A 20,400-nucleotide genomic window follows, 5' to 3' on the forward strand; every position below is an offset into this window, starting at 1 on the left:
CCGGCCCGATGCCCCAGGACGTCCCGACCCGCGACGACTACGTCGCCTGGCGCACCGCGACCACGCGCTGGCGCGACGACGACGCCTACGGCCACCTCAACAACGCGACCTACTACGAGCTGTTCGACACCGCGGTCAACGCCCACCTCTACGAGGTGACCGGTGTCGACGTGCGGGCGCTCCCGCAGATCGGGGTGGTCGCCGAGACCGGCTGCCGCTACTTCCGCGAGATCGGCTTCCCCGAGCCCGTCGAGATGGGCCTGGTCGTGGACAAGGTCGGCACGAGCTCGATCATCTACCGCATCGGACTGTTCCAGGGGCCCTCGGACGAGGCGGCCGCGGAGGGACGCTTCGTGCACGTGTACGTCGACAACTCCCGGGGTGCGGGCGAGCGTCCGGTGACTCCCGTGCCCGAGATCATCCGCGCGGCCGTGGTGCCCCTGCTGCGCTGACCGACACGCAGCCGGGCCGCGGGTCTGCGGACCCGAGGACCACCGGTGTGTCATGTTGGAGGGACTTCCCCTGCAGCACCACGCACCTCGGAGGACACCGTGCTCGTGATCGTCTTGATGATGGCCCTCGGCCTGCTGGTCGCCGGCGGCGTCGCCGCCTACGTCGCGTTCCCCCACCGTGGCAAGGCGCTGCCGGTCGCGCCGCAGCTCGGCACCGCCATGCGCAGGGGCGTCGACTCGATGCCCGTGCTGGAGGACTCCGAGTCGCGGGTCTGACCCCGACGACCTGCTGACGCCCCGGCGCGGCACCTCGCGCTCGGTCGTCCGCGCACTACCGTGCGAAGGGTGATCGGCTCACGCCAGGACGTCTCGCGGGCGTACTGCGCGGCGTGCGGGGAGAGGGTGACCCGCGAGTTCCGCCCAGGCCCCGACGGTCGCCCGCGCGCGACCTGCCCGAAGTGCAGGAGCCTCGAACGCCACCGGTTCCTCTCCCTGCTCCTCGGGGCGCTGGCACCCGAGCTGCGCGACCTCGACACGATCGTCGAGATCGCACCATCTCGGCAGTCGAAGCTGCTGCTCGACCGTCTCGAGGCGCGGCACCGGGTCAGCCTGGACGCCGGCTACGACGCCCGCGAGGTCGACGCGCTCGCCAGCCTCACCGACCTGCCGCTGCGTGACGGCTCGGTCGACCTCCTCGTCTGCTACCACGTGCTGGAGCACGTCCCGGACGACTGCGCTGCCATGCGCGAGATCGCCCGCGTGCTGAGCCCGCGCGGCATCGCCCTGGTCGAGGTCCCGATCAAGCTGGGCGTGGACACCGAGGAGGACCTCACGGCGTCGCCGGAGGAGTGCGCGCGCCGGTTCGGGCAACGCGACCACGTGCGGTGGTACGGCGACGACTTCGACGACCGGCTCTCGGCGGCCGGCCTCGCCTCCACGCGGGTGACGCCGCCGTCGCTGGTGGGCGAGGCGGCGGTGGACCGCTTCCGCCTGATGGCCCACGAGGTGGTGTGGCTCGTCCGCCCGGGCCGCGGGACGGTGTCGCCGATGCTGCCCGGCGACCCCGCCTCGGGCCTGGCAGCGGCCTTCGACGCCCTGATCGCCGACCTCGACCAGGCTCAGCACCAGCTGGGGCGAGCGCGCGCCCGGGCGGACCGGCTGGCCGCCCGGAGCGACGAGCTGCGCGCGCAGCTCGCCGCGGTCCGGCCCGCACGCAGGCGAGCGGTGCTCACCCGCCTGCGCCGCGCCGTGGCCCTCTGATTGGATTGGGCCCATGGGTGACTGGCTCTATCTGATCATCGGCATCGCGGTCGTCGGCGTGCTCACGCTCGCCGGGCTGCTGACCTCCGGCCGACGCCGCCGCGGCGACCTGCCGTCGGGCGGCACCGACGTGATCGCACCGCCGCCGACCGAGGTCGACACCGTCACCGATGCGCCGCCGGAGCCGGCGGTCGACACGGCCGAGCCGCTCGTCGAGGAGCCCCCGGCGGTCGAGAGGCCGGAGGGCACGGCGTCCCGGCTGGTGCGGTTGCGCCAGCGACTCTCGCGCTCCCAGGGCGGCCTCGGGAAGGGCCTGCTCGCCCTCCTCAGCCGTGACAAGCTCGACGAGGACACCTGGGAGGAGATCGAGGACACCCTCCTCACCGCCGACATCGGCGTCGCGCCCACCCAGGCGCTCGTCGAGAAGCTCCGCGCCCGCCTGCGGGTCGAGGGCGGTCAGGCGCCGGACGCGCGCGCCGTCCTGCGCGAGGAGCTGATCGAGCTCGTCGGCACCGACATGGACCGTCGCGTGCAGGTCACCGGCACCGACGGCAAGCCCGGCGTGGTCCTGGTCGTCGGGGTGAACGGCGCCGGCAAGACCACCACCGTCGGCAAGATCGCCCGGATCCTCGTCGCGGAGGACCTGCGCGTCACCCTCGGCGCGGCCGACACCTTTCGCGCCGCTGCTGTCGACCAGCTCGCCACGTGGGGCGAGCGCGTCGGCGTCGAGGTCGTCCGGGGGCCCGAGGGCGGCGACCCCGCCAGCGTCGCGTTCGAGGCCGTCAAGCACGGCATCGACGACGGCGTGGACACCGTCCTGGTCGACACCGCCGGCCGGCTCCAGAACAAGGCCGGGCTGATGGACGAGCTCGGCAAGATCAAGCGGGTCGTGGAGAAGCAGGCGCCGGTCACCGAGGTGCTGCTCGTCCTCGACGCCACGACCGGTCAGAACGGCCTCATCCAGGCGCGCGTGTTCAGCGAGATCGTCGACGTCACCGGCATCGTGCTCACCAAGCTCGACGGCTCGGCCAAGGGCGGCATCGTCGTCCAGGTCCAGCGCGAGCTCGGCGTCCCGGTCAAGCTCGTCGGCCTGGGCGAGGGCGCCGACGACATGGCGCCCTTCGACGCTGCGGCGTTCGTCGACGCGCTGCTCGGCTGACGAGCCCGCCGCGGTCAGCGGCGGTCGAGCAGGTGGCGCACGGCGTCGTCGATCAGCGTCTCGGCGCGCTTGTCGAAGCTGTGCTCGGCCATGATCCGCATCGCGATCCGGCGGCGCGCCTCGTTGTCGGGGAAGGCGTCGTAGGGCGGCTGCACCAGCCGCGCGAGCTCGTGCTCGTTGTCGAAGGGCAGCGCCAGCCCGGAGAAGGTCTCCTCGAGCCCGTCGATGCGGTCGCTGAGGATCCGGGCACCGCAGGCGGCCGCGTCGAAGAGGCGGTTGGAGGCGAAGCTGTCGCGCCGCATGTCGAGGTGGTGGTCGTTGAGCACCACGCCGGCGGAGGCGTAGAGCACGCCGACCTCCTGGTTCGCGACGCCGCCGGAGGCGATCTGGTCGCGCTCGACGAACTCGGTCCAGTCGTTGCCGTGCAGCGTCAGGTCGGCCCCGACGGCGAACGCGCTGCGGACGGCGTAGCGGTAGACGCCGCGCGAGTTCCCGACGAAGAGCAGCGCCGGACCGGTGTCGGGCTCGGCCCGGTCGGGGTGGAACCACCGGGTGTCGGTGCACTGGAGCAGCGGCTCGACAGGCGTGCCCCACTCGCGGCTCACGCGTTCGGACCAGCTCGTGCTGGCGGCGTAGACGAGGTCGAAGGCCGCCACCTCGTCGGGCGTGATCATGTCGGGGTGGCTGATGATCCACTCGACGTTGAGCAGTCCCGGGCGGGGGGTGACGCGGTCCAGGCCGCGAAGCACGAGGAGCACGTCGTCGAGGTCGCGGGAGTCGCGGTCGCGGGCGTCGCGCCGGTCGATGGCGACGTGCTGGCCGCGTCGTTCGAGGGCCTCGGCGAGCGACCGTGCGAAGTAGGTGTCGCCCCACCGGTCGCCGCGCTGGGCCGCTGGTGCAGCGATGTCGACGGCCCACCGCAGCCGCGGAGGTGACTCGTGGATGCCCTCGATCGCTCGCACGACGAGCTCGGGGACCAGCGCGGAGGGAGCCGAGCGGTCCTCGGGATCGACCGTGACCCGCCGGTTGCGCTGGTCGGTCACCTCCAGCCCCGCCCCGACCAGGAGCTCGGCGGCCCGGTCCGGCGGCGGCGTCAGGGCGCTCGCGCGCAGGGACGTCATCGCGCCGATGAGCGCATCGGCAGCGGCGTACGCCGTGCGCGAGGTGATGACCGCGTCGGGTACGACGACGGAGCGGCCGCGGCCGGCCTGCCGGGCTCGCAGCCCGAGGTCGGTCTCCGCGAGGACCGAGTGGAACCGCCCGCGGAGACCGCGCAGCGCGACCGCGGTGTCGGTGCGCAGCGCGACGAGGGGCGAGGCGGGCGCTGCGACCTCGCACGGACCGATGCGGACCGCGTCGCTGGTCGGCAGACCGGCGAGGAACAGGTCGGGCTGCGGGTTGGCTGTCGCGAAGCGGGCGCCGGCGCTGAGGATGACGCCATCGAGGTCCACGACGAGGGGCTGGGCGACCGCGACCTCTCCGCCGCGCACGACGTCGGCCAGGCGCTCGGCGATCGGCTGGCGCGGCGGCATCGCCTCGGGACGCACCAGGACGACCGTGGCGCCGGCGGCCCGGGCGATCCCGATGTTGGTCGCCGCCGAGGTCGACACGCTCGCCGGCACCGACACGAAGCGGGCACCCGAGATGACGGCGGCGATGGAGGCGGCGAGCACGTGGTGCGCACGACGCAGGCGGACACCGACCAGGATGAGCTCCGAGCCCTCCCGGGGCACCGAGCCCAGCCACTCGACGGTGCGCCGGGGCTCCGTGCCCAGGGGCAGGACGTGGCTGACCAGGTCTTCGGAGTGCCGGCGCGCCGCCGCCGCGTCCCAGTCGACGAGCTGGCTCTCGAGGACCACCGAGTCCCAGTCGTCGCCGAAGCCGGGCGCGGCAGGGTCCGGCCGCTTGAGCACGGGGACGTCGATCGCGAGCGGCTCGTGGTCGCGCGTGAGCCGGAGCAGCAGGTCACGCTCGACCGAGCCGCCGAGGGTCTCGTCGAAGCCTCCGACGTCCTTGATCGCGGCACGGCGCACCAGGGCGGTGGCCAGGTCGACCGGTCGACCGGCGAGGAGCTCGACGCGGGACCGGCCCACGGAGCCCACGCCTGCCAGGACGGCCGACGCACCGGATTCGTGGGCGTGGGCGAGCATCTCGCCGAGCATCCCGGGCAGCCACTCGCGTCCCAGCGGAAGGAACGCGACGTGCTCGGCAGTGCTGTGCTCGAGCGCGACGTTGAGCGCGCGTGCGTGCCCGCAGCGGGACTCGCGCACGAGGGTGATCCGGTCGTCGAAGGCGGCCATGCCCTGCAGCACGGCCGCGGTGTCGTCGAGCGAGCCGCGGTCGACGGCGACGAGGTGCCAGTCGGTGAAGGTCTGTCCCTGCAGCGACGCGACTGTCTCGTGGACGAGTGGTCCCTCGTCCTGGGTCGCCATCACCACCGTCACGGCAGGCGAGGTGCCGAGCGTGGCTGGGAGGGCAGGAGCCGGCCCGACCAGCTCGGGCCGCTCGCGCACGACTTCCTCGCGCCACTCGACCGCCGCCCCGATCGCCGCCGCCCGGTAGGTGCCCCACGAGACCTTCTTGGGCAGGATCCGCGTCGGCAGGGCTGCCCCGGGTCCGGTCACGGACAACCAGTAGGACAGCGCGCCGTAGGGGTGGTGCCGGGCCTCGGGGTAGGCCGCGAACACGATCCGAGGGTCGAAGAGCGGGTGCGGCGCGATCCGGTTGCGGCGGCGACGCTCGGAGAGGTACCAGAGCGCCGGGTGCTGTCCCAGACGCTGCCACGAGCGGCGCCGGCCGATCCACTGTGCCTCGAAGAGGGGGTGTGGCGACACGTCGCCGGCGTCGACGACCGCCCGCGCCGCCTCCTGCGCGGAGGCGAAGGTGGTGCCGAGCTGGGCCGCGACGTAGTCCACGTCGACGAGGCCCGCGTCGACGAGCACCTCGGCCGCGTCGTCGTACCTCACCTGCGCCTGTCGGCGGCGCTCACCGCGCATCGGAGTACCTCACGCGGGGGAACAGCGGCTCCAGCGCGAGCGGGGTCGGCAGGAGCCGCTCGGTGTCGCGCAGCGGGTAGTACTGGGCGGTGTCGTCGAGGAACTCGCGCACACCCGCGAAGCGCTCGGGGAAGCGTCGCTCGCACAGGTCGAGCAGGCGCTTGGCGTCGAGGTTGTAGGGGTCGTAGCGCAGGGTGTCGATCTTGACGTAGGGGAGCCGGGCGTCGTCGAGCACGCGGTCGGCGAGGCTCCGGGCCGGGTTCCACGGCTCGTTGGCGCGTTCGCGCCACTCCCGCACCTCCGTGCGGGTGCGGGGGAAGTGGGAGCGGTGCGCCGCCCACCAGCGCATCCGCTCGCGGGCGATGCGACGGTCCTCGCTCGTCTCGACGAAGTAGGTGTCGGAGGTGAAGCCCGCGTCGTAGAGCCGGCGCGACATGCCGATCTCGTAGCGTCGGATCACCTGACGGCGTCGGGAGATGGGCTCCATCTCCTCCCAGAACGTCGTGAAGGCGCGCGAGGAGACCACCCAGGGGCGGAAGGCGATGAAGAACGACTGGATGTGCGGGGCGAGCCGCTCGGCGGCGGTGAGGCCCCAGAAGTCGCACGGCCGGGTCGCCATCTCCGCGAAGACCGGCTCGTAGGAGTCGAGGGCGAAGACGTAGGTGTCGTTGCAGACCACCACCTCGTCGTACGCCGTCAGGTCGCCGGCGGCGTCGAGGCCGACCTTGTAGCTGAAGAAGTCGTAGCCGTAGTTGGCGCGCTCGACGAGGACCGCCCGCTCCGACAGCCAGGCGCGGGCGGAGTCCTGCAGCTGGGCGGTCGTGCAGACCAGCAACGTGTCGACCGACGCGGCCAGCGCCTCCACCTGACCTCGCACGTGGGGCCGAAGCTCCCCGGCGACGTCGTAGTGCGCCATCACGGCAAGTCTGGACACGGCCGAACACTAACAAGGGGCGGTCGCCACCCGGTCCGTTCACACACCTGTAACACAAGGGCCCATTCCGTTGCCTGCCAGCAACATCCGCCGTGACGCGGTGAAACCTCGTCCCCGCAGGCTGCGGGGCAACGCGTGAGCACCGTCATGACAGCGACGTCCTGGTCCGGTGCCACACCCACGTACGTTTCCTGGAGGTCCTGTGGACGGCTATTACGCCTTCATGCTGGTGGCGACTGCCTTCGTCCTGATGATGACGGTGCCCGCGCTGGCCCTGTTCTACGGCGGCATGTCTCGGTCGAAGTCAGTGCTCAACATGATGATGATGTCCTACGTGGCGGCTGCCATCGTCGGCATCCTCTACGTCGCCATCGGCTGGTCGATGGGCTTCGGCGGCGACGGCACGTTCTTCGCCAACCCGTTCGAGCTGTTCTGGCTCGACGGCGTGTCGACCGGCGACTACATCTTCGTGATGTTCCAGATGACCTTCGCCATCATCACCGCCGCCCTCATCAGCGGCGCGGTCGCCGATCGCCTGAAGTTCTCGGCCTGGGTCGTCTTCGTCCCGCTGTGGGCCGTGATCGTCTACTTCCCGATGGCCCACATGGTCTTCAGCTGCACCGACGACTCGCTCATCTGCGGTCGCATCGGCGCGCAGGACTACGCGGGTGGCACGGCCGTCCACATCAACGCAGGCGTCGCGGCGCTGGTGCTGGTGCTGCTGCTCGGCAAGCGCATCGGCTGGCCGAAGGAGCAGATGCGACCGCACAACCTCACGCTGACCATGCTCGGCGCCGGCCTGCTGTGGATGGGCTGGTACGGCTTCAACGTCGGCTCGATCGTCTTCGGTGACGACCCGACGACCCAGTTCCCCCTCGAGACCGGCCGCACCTTCGCCACCACCACGCTGTGCACGATGGCGGCGATCCTCGGCTGGCTCGTGGTCGAGCGCATCATGCACGGCAAGGCCACCTCCCTCGGCGCCGCCTCCGGCATCGTCGCCGGCCTGGTGGCGATCACCCCGGCCGCCGGAGCGGTCAACCTCAGCGGTGCCGTGGCCATCGGCGCCATCGCCGGCGCCGTCTGCGCCTGGGCCGTGGGCCTGAAGTTCAAGCTCGGCTACGACGACTCGCTCGACGTGGTCGGCGTGCACCTGGTCGGTGGCATCATCGGCACCGTGCTGATCGGCGTGTTCTCCACCGCTGACGGCGCCGGCGGCGTCGACGGCCTCATCTACGGCGGCGGCTTCGGCTCGCTCGCCGACCAGTCGCTCGGCGTCGTGGTGGCGGTGCTCTACTCGGGCATCCTCACCACGGTCATCGCGCTGGCCATCAAGTACACGATCGGCCTGCGTCTCGACGAGGAGGCCGAGGTCGACGGCATCGACTTCGCTGCTCACGGCGAGTCGGCGTACGACCTGCACGCCGGGACCAGCGGCGGCTCGTCGAGCGTCCTGGCCGCGGCCACGGCGGGGCCGACCGCGAAGGCACCCACCTCCAAGAACGAAGGAGCGCACGCATGAAGCTCGTGACCGCGGTCATCAAGCCGCACAAGTGGGAGGACGTTCGCGAGGCCCTCGAGACCTTCGGGGTCGCCGGGATGACGGTCTCCGAGGTCAGCGGCTACGGCCGCCAGAAGGGTCACACGGAGGTCTACCGCGGCGCGGAGTACGACATCGCGCTGGTGCCCAAGATCCGGATCGAGATCGTCGTCGACGACGCCGACGCCGAGGACATCGTCGGGATCATCGTGAAGACCGCGCAGACCGGTCGGATCGGTGACGGCAAGGTCTGGGTCAGCCCGGTCGAGACCGTCGTCCGTGTCCGGACCGGCGAGCAGGACGCATCGGCACTCTGATGACCCTCCCTCTCGGGACCCGCGTGGTCATGACGCAGGACCCCGCATGACCGCTGAGCGACGACAGACCAGGGCCACCTCGGCCGACGAGCTCTGCCGGGAGGCGTACGCCGCCTCCTCGGGGCCCGCCACCGGGGTGGCCCTGGTCGCGGTCGGCGGCTACGGGCGCGGCGAGCTGGCACCGCACTCCGACCTCGACGTCATCCTCGTCCACGACGACGGCGTCGACATCGGCGAGCTCGGCAGCACGCTCTGGTATCCCCTCTGGGACTCCGGGCGCCGGCTCGACCACTCGGTGCGCTCGATGTCGGAGGTGCTCGAGGCGGCCGCCGACCTCCGGGTGGCGCTCGGGCTGCTCGACGCGCGCCACCTGGCCGGCGACCCCGGCCTGAGCCTGCGGTTGCGCGCCACGATGCTGGCCGACTGGCGCCGCCAGGCCCGCACGCGGCTGCCCGAGCTCAAGGCGATGACGCACAAGCGCCACGACGTCACCGGCGAGCTCGCCCACGCGTCCGTGCCCGACGTGAAGGAGGCCGAGGGCGGTCTCCGCGACGCCGGCGTCCTCAAGGCGATCGAGGCCAGCTGGCTCGTCGACGCCTCGACACCTGCGTCCGAGGCGGCCCGGCAGCTGCTGCTCGACGTGCGCGACGAGGTGCACGACCTCGCCGGACGGCCCAGTGACCGGATCGCTCCCGAGATGTGGGGCCCGCTGGCCGAACGCCTCGACCTGCCCGACGCCGAGGCCGCGCAGCGCCACGTGCGCTCGCTCGGGCGTCGGATCGGGCACCTCTCGCGCCTGGCCTGGCGACGTACCGACGCGGTGGTGGCGCGCACCACCGGCGAGAAGGGGCGGCGTACGCCTGCCCTCCAGCGGGTCGCGCCCGGGATCGCCCTGTCCCGCGGCGAGATCGTCCTCGACGCCGGCACCAGGCCCGGCGACGACCCCACCCTGCTCCTGCGGGCGGCCGCCGAGGCGGCGAGTCGCGACGTCGTGCTCGCCCCCACGACCGCGGCCCGGCTGGTGCGCGAGGGCGGCGAGCTGCCGGTCCCGTGGCCGGCTCCCGCCCGGGACGCGCTGGTGCGACTCCTCGCCAGCGGCCCGGGCCTGCTCCCGGTCTGGGAGACCCTCGACGAGGTCGAGGGCATCGAGACCTTCCTGCCCGAGTGGGAGCAGATCCGGCTGCTGCCGCACGCCTCGGCGATCCACCGCTTCACCGTCGACCGGCACGTCGTCGAGACGTGCGCGGAGGCGGGAGCGCTGATCCGCTCGGTCCGACGACCCGACCTGCTGCTGGTCGCCGCGCTGCTCCACGACATCGGCAAGGGCTCGCTCCAGGACCACTCGGTCGCCGGGGAGCCGACGGCCCGCAAGGTCGTGGCCCGGATGGGGTTCACCGACCTCGACGCGGAGGTCGTCGCCTCGCTCGTGCGCTGGCACCTGCTGCTCGCGACCCTGGCCACGACCCGCGACCCGGACGACCCGGCCACCACGGCCGAGCTGCTGACGCACGTCCCCGACGCCGCCAGCCTCGAGCTCCTGCGCGCGCTCACCGAGGCCGATGCCAGGGCCGCCTCCGCTGCCGCCTGGACCACCTGGCGGGCCTCGCTCGTCGACCGGCTCGTCTCGCGTGCCGGTCACGCCCTCGGCGCCGAGATCACCCCGGTGACCCCCACGCAGTCGCTCCCCGTCCCCGACGCCGTACGACGCGACCCGGCCGCGGTGTCCGTCGAGGTCGTCCCCCACGAGGTGGGCGCCACCGTCACCGTCGTCGCCGCGGACCGGGTCGGGCTGCTCGCCGACGTCGCCGGTGGCCTCGCCGCGATGCGGGTGCCCGTGCACGCGGCCCGGGCCTGGGCCCAGGTCGACGCGGAGGGTGAGTGGGGCATCAGCGCGTGGGAGGTGTCGGACGCCTATCTCGACCCGTCGGTCGTGCGCGACCGGATCCGCCGGGTCGTCGAGGGCAGCCAGCGTCTCCCCGACCTCCCCCCGCGTCCCGAGGGCGAGCTGCCGCCGATCGTCGAGGTGCGTCCCGACGCGTCGCGCGCCTCGCTCGTGCTGGAGATCCGCACCTCGGACCGACCCGGTGTGGTCCACCGGGTGCTCACGACGCTCGCCGGGCTCGGGCTGACGGTCGCGTCGGCGCACGTCTCGACGCTGGGTCCGCAGGCGGTGGACGTGTTCTACGTCCAGGAGGTCGGCGGCGTACGCCCGACCGAGGAGCGTGCCGCAGCGGCGGCGCACGCCGTGCGCACGGCACTCGGGGGCTGAGCCGCCGCTCGCCGCCGGAGCGCCGACGCCCGTCGGGCGCCGTCGAGACCTGCTGGATGGGCCCTGGCCGTTAGGCTGGAGCGTCGTACGACCCTGATCCACCACCGATGCGAGGGACAGACCCACACCGTGTTCGCCACACTCTCCGACCGCCTTGCCGACACCTTCAAGAACCTGCGGGGCAAGGGTCGGCTCTCCGAGGCCGACATCGACGCCACCGCGCGCGAGATCCGGATCGCGCTGCTCGAGGCCGACGTCGCGCTGCCGGTCGTCAAGGAGTTCGTCGCCGCGGTGAAGGAGCGGGCCCGCTCCGAGGAGGTCAGCGGTGCGCTGAACCCCGCGCAGCAGATCATCAAGATCGTCCACGAGGAGCTCGTCACGATCCTCGGCGGCGAGACCCGCCGGCTGCGCTATGCCAAGTCGGGCCCGACGGTCATCCTGCTCGCGGGCCTCCAAGGCGCGGGCAAGACCACGCTGGCCGCCAAGCTCGCACTCTGGCTCAAGGGCCAGGACAAGACGCCGATGCTCGTCGCGGCCGACCTGCAGCGCCCCAACGCGGTCCAGCAGCTCCAGGTCAACGGCGAGCGCGTCGGCGTGCCGGTCTTCGCGCCCGAGCCGGGCAACGGCACCGGCAACCCGGTCGACGTCGCCCGCGCCTCGTTGGAGGAGGCGAGGCGCAAGCTCCACGACGTGGTCATCATCGACACCGCCGGCCGCCTCGGCGTCGACCAGACCCTGATGCAGCAGGCCGCCGACATCCGCGACGCCGTCCAGCCCGACGAGGTGCTCTTCGTCGTCGACGCGATGATCGGCCAGGACGCGGTCACCACCGCGCAGGCCTTCCTCGACGGCGTCGGCTTCGACGGCGTCGTGCTCACCAAGCTCGACGGTGACGCCCGCGGTGGTGCCGCCCTGTCGATCCGCTCGGTCACCGGCAAGCCGGTCATGTTCGCCTCCAGCGGCGAGAAGATGACCGACTTCGACCTGTTCCACCCCGACCGGATGGCCTCGCGCATCCTCGACATGGGCGACATGCTCACCCTCATCGAGCAGGCCGAGAAGGCCTTCGACACCGAGCAGTCGATGAAGGCCGCGGAGAAGCTCGGCACCAAGGGCGGCTTCACCCTGGAGGACTTCCTCCAGCAGATGATGCAGATCCGCAAGCTCGGCTCGATGACCAAGATCATGGGGATGCTGCCCGGGATGGGCCAGTTCCGCGACCAGCTCGAGAACTTCGACGAGCGGGAGATCGACCGGCTGCAGGCGATCATCCAGTCGATGACGCCCGCCGAGCGCGACAACCCCAAGATCATCGACGGCTCTCGTCGCGCCCGCATCGCCAAGGGCTCGGGCCGTCAGGTCTCCGACGTCAACCAGCTCGTCGACCGCTTCTTCGAGGCGCGCAAGATGATGGAGTCGATGGCCAAGGGCGGAGGTGTTCCCGGGATGCCGGGCATGCCGGGGATGCCCGGTCTCGGCGGCGGCAAGCGCGCGGGCGCCCGCCAGCCCGCCCAGAAGGGCAAGAAGGGCAAGAAGCGGGTCTCCGGCAACCCCGCCAAGGCCGCGCAGCAGAAGTCCGCCCAGGACGCGGCTGCCAAGGAGAAGGCCGGCAACCCGTTCGGCGACCCCGACGGCGCCGGCATCGACTACGAGAAGGCTGCCGAGCAGCTCAACCTCCCGAAGGACTTCTCCCAGTTCCTCAAGTGAGCACGGTCCTGGTCGTCGACGGCGCCAACGTCGTCGGATCGGTCCCCGACGGGTGGTGGAAGGACCGTGCCGGCGCGGCCCGCCGCCTCCACGAGCGGTTGCTGGTCGCGGACACGTCGTACGACGAGATCGTGCTGGTGCTCGAGGGGCAGGCCAAGGGCGGGGTCCGGGCCGGTCGAGACGCTCACGTGCGCACCGTCCACGCCGCCCGCGACGGGGATGCCGAGATCCGCGCCCAGGCCCGACTCGCGGCGGACGCCGGCCACCGGGTCGTGGTGGTGACCGCCGACCGGGCTCTCGCCGCCAACGTGTCGCCGGCGCAGGTCCTCAGCCCGTCCTGGCTGCTGGACCGGCTCTGAGGGCGTCAGTCGCCCGCGGTGACCATCGCCACCGCCATGGTGACCGCGCCCATGATCTCCGCGCGGTCGTGCAGCTCGCCCGACGTGACCTGCACCGCCTCCGCCGTCGCCGGCTGGGCGAACCGGTCGATCGAGCCGCGGACGCCGTCGAGGACCGCCGGTGAGCGCCCGAGGGGTCCGCCGAGCACGATCATCGACGGGTCGACGCTCGTGGTGAGGTCGGCCAGGGCGCGACCCACGGCGGCACCCGCCTCGGCGAGTACACGGCGCACGTCAGCGTCCCCGGCCTCCTCGAGCTTCAGGACGCGAGCCACGGTGAGGTCGTCGTCGTGGGCGGGCTGCAGCGCCGCCAGCAACCGGTGGGAGGACACCCGGGTCTCGAGGCACCCGCGGTTGCCGCAGCGGCACACGTCGCCGTTCTCCTCGACCTGGACGTGGCCGAGCTCGCCGGCCATGCCGGTGGCGCCGCGGTGCACGCGGCCACCCAGCACGAGCCCGGCACCGATCCCGCCCGACAGCTTCACGTAGACCACGTCGTGGTGGCCGCGAGCCGCACCGTGCCGCACCTCGGCGAGCCCGCCCAGGTTGGCGTCGTTGTCGACGATCACCGGGGCGTGGAGGCGTTGCTCGAGCTCGCGCGCCGGGTTGACCCCGCGCCAGCGCGGCAGGATCGTGCGCATCACGCCGTCCTCGCGGTCGATCGGCGCGGCCACGCACATCCCGACGCCGTGGACGTCGTCGGGATCCAGCCCGGCGCCGACGAGCGTCTCGCGGACCATGGCGGCCGCCACGTCGAGCGCTGCCGGGCCCTCGGCGTCGACGTCGAAGCGGCGTACGTCCTCGGCGAGCACGTCGCCCGTCGGGCCGGCGGCCGCCACCCGCACGTGCCCGTGGCCCACGTCCACGCCGACGACCCCGCCCGGCGGGGTCGCCAGCTCGACCAGCACCGGTGGCCTGCCGGAGCCGCCCTTGTGCGGACGGCCGCGGTCGGTCTCGCGGATCTGCCCGGTCTCGAGCATCTCGTTGACCAGGCTCGACACGGTGGTGGCCGACAGCCCGGTCGCGCGGGACAGCTCGGCGCGGCTGCGCGGCCCGTCCGAGACCAGGTGCGCGAGGATCAGGCGGCGGTTGGCGCGACGAAGGTCCTCGAGCGAGCCGCCGCGCGCTCGGGACGGGGGAGGGGTCGGCACGGGCGCACTCTTCTCTGCGGGGGCCGGCCGTGCGTCCGAGTTCGCGGCGACCTGGCGACAACGCCGCACCCTAGCGGTTTCCGCTCCCGACCGTGTGACGTGCATCACCCCACTGGTCGCGGTCCCGCGTCCGCCCCCGCCTCGCTAGGGTCGGCGACATGCCCTCTCAGCCCGCCCAGCGCTACCGCGGACAGGTCCTGCCCGACGGCGAGCCCCGCGACCTCTACGTCGTCGAGGGACGCGTGACGTTCGAGCCGCAGGCCGGCGCCGACACCGTCGCCCAGGGGTGGATCGTCCCCGGGCTGGTCGACGCCCACTGTCACCTCGGCCTCGACGACTTCGGCGCCACCGACGACGAGGCGACCGAGCAGCAGGCCGTCGACGACCGGGACGGCGGAGCCCTGCTGATCCGCGACGCCGGATCGGCCTCCGACACCCGGTGGATCCACGACCGCGAGGACCTGCCGCGACTGATCCGCTGCGGTCGTCACATCGCCGCCACGAAGCGCTACATCCGCGGCTACGCCCACGAGGTCGAGCCGGCCGACCTGGCGACGTACGCCGCGCAGGAGGCGCGCAACGGCGACGGCTGGATCAAGCTCGTCGGCGACTGGATCTCGCGCGAGGAGGGCGACCTCGCGCCGTCGTTCCCCGCCGAGGCGTTCCGCGACGCCATCGACGCCGCACACGCCGAGGGGGCGAAGGTCACCGCGCACTGCTTCGGCCACGGCGTGCTGCCCGGGCTGATCGAGGCCGGCATCGACTGCATCGAGCACGGCACCGGCCTCACCGAGGACCTCATCGACGCGATGGTCGAGCGCGGCACGCGCCTGGTGCCGACCGTGATGCAGCTCGACAAGTTCCCCGAGCACGCCGCCGCGGGGGTGGAGCGGTTTCCCGATTACGCCGCCACGATGACCGACCTCTACGACCGGATGCCGGCCACGATCATGGCGGCCCACGAGGCCGGCGTGCCGATCTACGCCGGCTCCGACGGCGGCGGCATCAGCCGCCACGGCAACATCGCCGGCGAGGTCGAGGCGTTGGCCCGGATCGGCATGTCGGCCTTCGACGCGCTGGGTGCCGCGAGCTGGCGCGCCCGCGAGTGGCTCGGGGTCGACGGACTCGTCGAGGGCGCGTCGGCCGACTTCGTGGTCTACGACCGCGACCCGGTCGACGACCTGTCGGTGCTGCGCACGCCGTCAGCGGTCGTGCTGCGCGGCGTGGCGCGACGCCCGGGGGCTCACTCGTAGCTGCGGTCGAAGACCTCGGCGCTGCCGTAGGCGTCGAAGCCCTCCAGCTCGTCGAGGCCGTCGCGTATCCCCGCGGTCGGTGCCACCGCCATGACGACCGCCCACCCGGCGTCGATCCGCTTCGTCGCGTAGCGGAACTCCATGCCGTCACCGCTCTCCCAGCCGTCGACCGCGGACAGGAGGTCGTCCTCCGGGTCGGTGGTGGTGAAGGCGACCGCGTCGACGTAGGAGTAGTCGTCGGGGGAGTGGGCCGGCGTGGTGCAGGTGAGGGTGCCGTCGTCGCTCCCGCTGCACCCGGCGACGAGCAGGGACGCCAGAGTCAGGGGCACGGCCAGCAGCGCCCTCATGGGACGTCGATGACCGCGACGGCCGGGCCGGGCTCGTAGACGACGAGGGCACAGTTGCTCATGAGCAGCTCGTCGCCGACCTGGTCCCCGGTGCGGCGGTCGATCACGCGGCGCCAGACCTGGTTGCGACGGAACACCTGCCCCTCGCGCCGCAGGAACTGCTCGCCGCGCGCCTCGACCTGGTAGGAGTGCGCGGGGCGCTCGTCGGTGCGCAGCTGGCCGTGGAGGTAGCGGTCGCCGACCCAGGTGCGGAGCTGGAACGGGTGGTCGGTGTCGTTGCGGACCACCAGGTCGACGTAGTTGTAGACGATCGAGCAGCCCACGCCCCACGGCAGCACCCGTCCCTTGTCGGGGAACGGGTCGAAGGAGTGCTCCGAGCGCTCGACCACGGTGAGCGGGGAGTGCAGCACCATCCAGTGCACGAGGTTGGCGATCTGGCAGATCCCGCCGCCGACACCGGCCTCCGCCTCGCCGTTGGAGAGCTTCATCCCGTCCAGGTAGCCCTTGCGTCGCGTGCAGCTGCCGACGACCCGGTTGAAGGAGAACGTCTCGCCCGGTGCGATCACGAGCCCGTCGATCCGCTCGGCGGCGAGGCGGAGGTTGGTGACCTTGTTGTGCTGGAGCTGCATCTGGTCGGGCGCGAGCTCGCGGAGCAGCAGGGAGCCGTGCTGCTTGAGCCGCACCGGCAGGTCGACGTCGGTGCGGCGCCGCGCCCAGACGAGCCGGCCGGCCCACGCGTCCCGCACCCACTGCGTACGACGTCTCGCGCGGTGCGCGGCCATCGCCACGGGCAGCAGCGACGGGTGCCGCTGGGTCAGGCGCGGGGGAGCGGTGAGCCGGGCCGGCAGCTCCAGCGGCTCGACGTGCGCGGTCGTCATGTCCGTAGGACGCGGCGGGCTGCAGGCCGGTTGCACGAAACCGGTTTGTGGTCCGTGCGGCCGTCGGGATGGGATGTGGTCATGCGCACCCTCGTCGACCTCTACCCGCCCTTCGGCCTGCGCGTGGTCGCCGGCCCGCTCGAGCTGCGGGGGCTGACCGACGACCTGGTCCTCGAGCTGTGCGACGTCGCCGAGGCGGGCATCCACGACCCCGACCGGATGCCGTTCTACGTCCCGTGGTCGACCGCGCCGGCCGGGCAGCTGTCGCGCAACACCGCGGCGTACCACTGGGGGAAGCGCTCGACCTTCGCGCCGGACGACTTCTGCCTCGAACTCGCGGTGCTCCTCGACGGCCGGGTCATCGGCGCCCAGGGGGTCGCGGCGAAGAACTTCCCGGTGACCCGCACCGGCGAGACCGGGTCGTGGATCGGTCGTGAGTTCCAGGGCCGCGGACTCGGGACCGCGATGCGGCGCGCCTTCTGCGAGCTGCTCTTCGACCACCTCGGGTTCGAGGAGATCACCTCAGCGGCGTTCCTCGACAACCCTGCCTCCCTCGGGGTCTCGCGCAAGGTCGGCTACCGGCCGACCGCCGTCACCAGGATCAAGCGGCGCGAGGGCGAGCTCGCGCTGAACCAGGGGCTGGTGCTCACGCCGGAGACCTTCGTGCGGGGCGACGCGCCGATCGAGGTGACGGGCGCGGACGCCGTGCGCTCGTTCATCGGCCTGGACGAGGCCTGAGCACCGCCGCGCGCGACGGCGCGACCGGATTGGTCGTGCGGGCCGGGTGTCTGGCAGAATCTCCGCTCGTGTCCTGCGCGCCCGGACCCTCTCATCCGAGCGACGCAGCGCCCATCGAGTGACCAGACCGGGTACCCCACCTTGGCGAGGGTCGCTCACCCACGACAATTTCTGAGGAGACACCACAAACGTGGCCGTCAAGATTCGCTTGAAGCGCCTGGGCAAGATCCGGGTGCCGCAGTACCGCATCGTCGTCGTCGACTCGCGCAAGAAGCGCGACGGCAAGGTCCTCGAGGAGATCGGCAAGTACCACCCGAAGGAGGAGCCGTCGCTCATCGACGTCGTCTCCGACCGGGCGCAGTACTGGCTCGGCGTGGGTGCGCAGCCCTCCGAGGCCGTCGAGGCGATCCTTAAGGTGACCGGTGACTGGCAGAAGTTCAAGGGCCAGTCGGGCACCGAGGGCACCTTGAAGGTCAAGGAGGAGAAGCGCTCCAAGCTCGACATCTTCAACGAGGCCCTCAAGGAGGCCGCCTCCGAGCCCAAGGGCTCGGCGACGACCACCAAGAAGAAGGCCGAGAAGAAGACCGAGGAGCCTGCCGCCGAGAAGTCCGAGGCGCCTGCCGCGGTTCCTGCCGACGAGACCCCTGAGGTCGCTGCCGAGGCCGCCGAGGCTGCCGAGACCGTGACCGCCGAGGACGCCGGCAAGAGCGAGGCGTGAGCGACGTGCTCGCCGACGCTCTCGAGCACCTGGTGCGCGGCATCGTCGACCACCCCGACGACGTCGTGGTCCGCGACAAGCAGCTGCGTCGCGGCTCGATCCTCGAGGTCCGGGTCCACCCCGACGACCTCGGCAAGGTGATCGGTCGCAACGGCCGCACGGCCACCGCGTTCCGCACCGTCGTCTCCGCCCTCGCGGGCAAGGGCGGCGCGCGGGTCGACTTCGTGGACACCGATCGGCGTCGATAGCACCTGCTTCATCATCACGACGGGCGTCACCCCTCTGGGGTGGCGCCCGTCGTGCGTTCGCCGGTCGGCGCTCGGTTCTGCCGCGAGGGTGGCGGCGCGCGACATCCGTAGCCCTGATCTCGATGTCGTCCGCCGCCACTCTCGGCGTTGAGTCTCCGAGAGACTCATGGCCCAGTGCCGGCGACCCCAAGCGTTGAGTCGCCGAGAGACTCAACGCCGAGTGCGCGTCCCGGCCCCTCTAGTCTGGCCCGGTGAGCGCACTGGAACCGGCTGGCATCGAGGTCGTGGTCGGCCGCATCGGCAAGCCGCACGGCATCCGCGGCGAGGTCACCCTCGACGTACGCACCGACGAGCCGGATCGGCGCTTCGCCCCGGGCACGACGTTGCGTGCGCAGGCCCCGGCCGGCGCCGACCGTCGCCCCACGACCCTCACCGTCGCGCGCGCCCGGTGGCACCAGAGCACGCTGCTGGTCACCTTCGAGGAGCTCGGCGACCGCAACGCGGCCGAGGCGGTCCGCGGCACCGTCCTGCACGCCACGATCGCCCACGACGAGGTGCCCGACGACCCCGAGGAGTACTACGACCATCAGCTCGTCGGGCTGGCGGTGGTCGATCTCGACGGCACGGCTCTCGGCACGGTGAAGGCGCTCGTGCACGGTTCGGCGCAGGACCTCCTCACCGTCCGCACCACCGACGGTCGTGACGCGCTGGTGCCCTTCGTGGCCGCGCTGGTGCCGGAGGTCGACCTCGAGGGCGGCCGGCTGGTGGTCGCGGACCGTCCCGGGCTGGTCACGCCGTTCCCGGAGGACGTGCCCGAGGTCTCCTCGTGAGGATCGACGTCGTCTCGATCTTCCCCGACTACCTCGCCCCGCTGGGGCTCAGCCTCACCGGCAAGGCGCGCGACAAGGGACTCCTCGACGTCGCGGTGCACGACCTGCGCCAGTGGACGACCGACCGCCACCACACGGTCGACGACACGCCGTACGGCGGCGGCGCTGGCATGGTGATGAAGCCCGAGCCCTGGGGCCAGGCGCTGGAGGCGGTGGCACGAGGCGCCACGATCGTGTTCACGACACCCAGCGGGGAGCCCTTCACCCAGCAGGTGGCCGAGGAGCTCAGCGGCCACCAGCACCTGGTCTTCGCGTGCGGTCGCTACGAGGGCATCGACCAACGCGTCATCGAGCACGCCGCGACGCTGGGGACGGTCCGGGAGATCAGCCTCGGCGACTACGTCCTCAACGGCGGCGAGGTCGCCGCGCTCGCGATCACCGAGGCGGTCGTCCGCCTGCTGCCGGGCTTCATGGGCAACGCCGAGTCGCTCGTCGAGGAGTCGCACGCCGACGGCCTGCTCGAGTACCCCGTCTACACCAAGCCCGCCTCCTGGCAGGGCCGCGACGTCCCCGACGTCCTGCTCTCGGGCGACCACCGCCGGATCGCGACCTGGCGTCGCGAGCAGGCCGAGCGCCGCACCGCCGAGCGCCGACCCGACCTGCTGCCGACGACCGGCGTGGGCCGCGGCCTCGACGGGTTCGACGTACGCCCGGCGGTGCCCGCCGACGCCGGCGAGCTCTACACGCTGCAACGCGCGTGCTGGCTGCAGGAGCTCCAGGCCAACCCCGGGGTGGTCATCCCGGCGCTGGACGAGTCGCTCGACGACGTACGCCGCGGGCTGGGGGAGTGGACCGTGAGGGTCGTGCGCGAGCCGTCCTCCGGGCGCCTCGTCGGGGCCGTCCGTGGTCGCCTGGACACCCACGTGGACCCGGCCGGTGAGTGGGACATCGGTCGCGTCATGGTGGCTCCGGACCTCCAGGGCCGCGGCCTCGGTCGCGCCCTCCTCGAGCTCGTCCAGGACCTCGCGCCACCGGACGTGGCGACCTACGTCCTCTTCACCGGCGCCGGGTCGCTGGACAACCAGCGGATGTACAAGAAGGCAGGCTTCCGGATGCGGCCCGACCGGCAGGCGCCTCCGGGAGCGGTGGTGCTCACCAAGCGCGCGGGACAGCGGATTTCACGCTGACGACCCGCTCTGGCAGAC

Annotated in this window: 20 protein-coding genes; 15 read left to right on the plus strand and 5 right to left on the minus strand. The window is 72.5% G+C overall.

From position 1 onward, the window contains the following. The first annotated feature begins 8 nt into the window (after positions 1-8). From IEZ25_RS01460 to ftsY, 4 genes are all read left to right on the plus strand, one after another. On the plus strand, positions 9-452 hold the full coding sequence (locus IEZ25_RS01460) for an acyl-CoA thioesterase (RefSeq protein ID WP_191197613.1): 444 nt from the start codon (positions 9-11) through the stop codon (positions 450-452). A 99-nt stretch (positions 453-551) separates the two neighbouring features. Next, positions 552-728: a hypothetical protein gene (locus IEZ25_RS01465; protein WP_191197614.1), complete on the plus strand. Its 177-nt coding sequence runs from the start codon at positions 552-554 to the stop codon at positions 726-728. A 69-nt stretch (positions 729-797) separates the two neighbouring features. Further along, entirely contained in the window at positions 798-1,712 is a 915-nt protein-coding gene (locus IEZ25_RS01470) for a class I SAM-dependent methyltransferase (RefSeq protein ID WP_191197615.1), read from the plus strand. A 13-nt stretch (positions 1,713-1,725) separates the two neighbouring features. Continuing rightward, complete coding sequence (ftsY, locus tag IEZ25_RS01475) at positions 1,726-2,871, plus strand: signal recognition particle-docking protein FtsY (protein WP_191197616.1); 1,146 nt, start codon at positions 1,726-1,728, stop codon at positions 2,869-2,871. Between the two features lie 14 nt (positions 2,872-2,885). Here ftsY and IEZ25_RS01480 read toward each other — a convergent pair whose 3' ends face one another. Both IEZ25_RS01480 and IEZ25_RS01485 read right to left on the minus strand, forming a co-directional pair. Beyond that, entirely contained in the window at positions 2,886-5,867 is a 2,982-nt protein-coding gene (locus IEZ25_RS01480) for a glycosyltransferase (RefSeq protein ID WP_191197617.1), read from the minus strand. Then, positions 5,857-6,801 (minus strand): rhamnan synthesis F family protein, encoded by a 945-nt coding sequence (locus IEZ25_RS01485; RefSeq protein ID WP_191197618.1) that lies wholly within the window; start codon positions 6,799-6,801, stop codon positions 5,857-5,859. Before IEZ25_RS01485 ends, IEZ25_RS01480 begins: the two co-directional genes overlap by 11 nt. Before the next feature lie 202 nt (positions 6,802-7,003). Between IEZ25_RS01485 and IEZ25_RS01490 the strand changes: the two genes are divergently transcribed. From IEZ25_RS01490 to IEZ25_RS01510, 5 genes are all read left to right on the plus strand, one after another. Beyond that, a complete protein-coding gene (locus IEZ25_RS01490; RefSeq protein ID WP_318151979.1) occupies positions 7,004-8,323 on the plus strand; it encodes an ammonium transporter in 1,320 nt (439 codons plus the stop codon). Then, entirely contained in the window at positions 8,320-8,658 is a 339-nt protein-coding gene (locus tag IEZ25_RS01495; RefSeq protein WP_191197619.1) for a P-II family nitrogen regulator, read from the plus strand. The genes IEZ25_RS01490 and IEZ25_RS01495 overlap by 4 nt, the downstream gene beginning before the upstream one ends. 46 nt (positions 8,659-8,704) lie before the next feature. After that, positions 8,705-10,927, plus strand: a complete 2,223-nt coding sequence (locus tag IEZ25_RS01500) for a [protein-PII] uridylyltransferase (protein ID WP_191197620.1) — start codon at positions 8,705-8,707, stop codon at positions 10,925-10,927. A gap of 129 nt (positions 10,928-11,056) precedes the next feature. After that, the gene (ffh, locus tag IEZ25_RS01505) at positions 11,057-12,634 is read left to right on the plus strand and encodes a signal recognition particle protein (RefSeq protein WP_191197621.1); all 1,578 of its coding nucleotides are present in this window, start codon (positions 11,057-11,059) and stop codon (positions 12,632-12,634) included. Beyond that, positions 12,631-12,993: a PIN domain-containing protein gene (locus IEZ25_RS01510; RefSeq protein ID WP_191197622.1), complete on the plus strand. Its 363-nt coding sequence runs from the start codon at positions 12,631-12,633 to the stop codon at positions 12,991-12,993. The genes ffh and IEZ25_RS01510 overlap by 4 nt, the downstream gene beginning before the upstream one ends. A gap of 5 nt (positions 12,994-12,998) precedes the next feature. Here the strand turns inward: IEZ25_RS01510 and IEZ25_RS01515 are convergent, their stop codons facing one another. Further along, complete coding sequence (locus IEZ25_RS01515) at positions 12,999-14,183, minus strand: ROK family transcriptional regulator (protein ID WP_318151980.1); 1,185 nt, start codon at positions 14,181-14,183, stop codon at positions 12,999-13,001. A 158-nt stretch (positions 14,184-14,341) separates the two neighbouring features. On the opposite strand from IEZ25_RS01515, the gene IEZ25_RS01520 reads away from it, so the two are divergent. Further along, positions 14,342-15,436: an amidohydrolase family protein gene (locus IEZ25_RS01520; protein WP_191197624.1), complete on the plus strand. Its 1,095-nt coding sequence runs from the start codon at positions 14,342-14,344 to the stop codon at positions 15,434-15,436. Here IEZ25_RS01520 and IEZ25_RS01525 read toward each other — a convergent pair. Then, entirely contained in the window at positions 15,427-15,783 is a 357-nt protein-coding gene (locus tag IEZ25_RS01525; RefSeq protein ID WP_191197625.1) for a hypothetical protein, read from the minus strand. The genes IEZ25_RS01520 and IEZ25_RS01525 overlap by 10 nt on opposite strands. Continuing rightward, positions 15,780-16,661 carry a VanW family protein gene (locus IEZ25_RS01530; RefSeq protein WP_191197626.1) on the minus strand — a complete coding sequence of 294 codons (882 nt, stop codon included), beginning with the start codon at positions 16,659-16,661 and terminating at the stop codon, positions 15,780-15,782. The genes IEZ25_RS01525 and IEZ25_RS01530 overlap by 4 nt, the downstream gene beginning before the upstream one ends. A gap of 81 nt (positions 16,662-16,742) precedes the next feature. Between IEZ25_RS01530 and IEZ25_RS01535 the strand changes: the two genes are divergently transcribed. The 5 genes from IEZ25_RS01535 (at position 16,743) to trmD (ending at position 20,382) form a co-directional block, all read left to right on the plus strand. Further along, entirely contained in the window at positions 16,743-17,399 is a 657-nt protein-coding gene (locus tag IEZ25_RS01535; protein ID WP_191197627.1) for a GNAT family N-acetyltransferase, read from the plus strand. Between the two features lie 190 nt (positions 17,400-17,589). After that, entirely contained in the window at positions 17,590-18,117 is a 528-nt protein-coding gene (gene rpsP, locus IEZ25_RS01540; RefSeq protein WP_191197628.1) for a 30S ribosomal protein S16, read from the plus strand. 5 nt (positions 18,118-18,122) lie between these two features. After that, positions 18,123-18,365 carry an RNA-binding protein gene (locus IEZ25_RS01545; protein ID WP_191198090.1) on the plus strand — a complete coding sequence of 81 codons (243 nt, stop codon included), beginning with the start codon at positions 18,123-18,125 and terminating at the stop codon, positions 18,363-18,365. 251 nt (positions 18,366-18,616) lie between these two features. Next, the gene (rimM, locus tag IEZ25_RS01550; protein ID WP_318151981.1) at positions 18,617-19,195 is read left to right on the plus strand and encodes a ribosome maturation factor RimM; all 579 of its coding nucleotides are present in this window, start codon (positions 18,617-18,619) and stop codon (positions 19,193-19,195) included. Continuing rightward, complete coding sequence (gene trmD / locus IEZ25_RS22060; protein ID WP_191197629.1) at positions 19,192-20,382, plus strand: tRNA (guanosine(37)-N1)-methyltransferase TrmD; 1,191 nt, start codon at positions 19,192-19,194, stop codon at positions 20,380-20,382. The genes rimM and trmD overlap by 4 nt, the downstream gene beginning before the upstream one ends. The last annotated feature ends 18 nt before the right edge of the window (positions 20,383-20,400 follow it).

This window comes from Nocardioides hwasunensis (assembly GCF_014779665.1).
In the GTDB taxonomy this organism is placed as follows: domain Bacteria; phylum Actinomycetota; class Actinomycetes; order Propionibacteriales; family Nocardioidaceae; genus Nocardioides; species Nocardioides hwasunensis.

Excerpts from the sequence above, each read along its gene's own strand:
- IEZ25_RS01460 (WP_191197613.1), top strand. The coding sequence starts at position 9 with ATGCCCCAGGACGTCCCGACCCGCGACGACTACGTCGCCTGGCGCACC.
- IEZ25_RS01535 (WP_191197627.1), top strand. The coding sequence starts at position 16,743 with ATGCGCACCCTCGTCGACCTCTACCCGCCCTTCGGCCTGCGCGTGGTC.
- IEZ25_RS01500 (WP_191197620.1), top strand. The coding sequence starts at position 8,705 with ATGACCGCTGAGCGACGACAGACCAGGGCCACCTCGGCCGACGAGCTC.
- IEZ25_RS01480 (WP_191197617.1), bottom strand. The coding sequence starts at position 5,867 with ATGCGCGGTGAGCGCCGCCGACAGGCGCAGGTGAGGTACGACGACGCG.
- ftsY (WP_191197616.1), top strand. The coding sequence starts at position 1,726 with ATGGGTGACTGGCTCTATCTGATCATCGGCATCGCGGTCGTCGGCGTG.
- IEZ25_RS01495 (WP_191197619.1), top strand. The coding sequence starts at position 8,320 with ATGAAGCTCGTGACCGCGGTCATCAAGCCGCACAAGTGGGAGGACGTT.
- IEZ25_RS01525 (WP_191197625.1), bottom strand. The coding sequence starts at position 15,783 with ATGAGGGCGCTGCTGGCCGTGCCCCTGACTCTGGCGTCCCTGCTCGTC.
- IEZ25_RS01530 (WP_191197626.1), bottom strand. The coding sequence starts at position 16,661 with ATGACGACCGCGCACGTCGAGCCGCTGGAGCTGCCGGCCCGGCTCACC.
- IEZ25_RS01520 (WP_191197624.1), top strand. The coding sequence starts at position 14,342 with ATGCCCTCTCAGCCCGCCCAGCGCTACCGCGGACAGGTCCTGCCCGAC.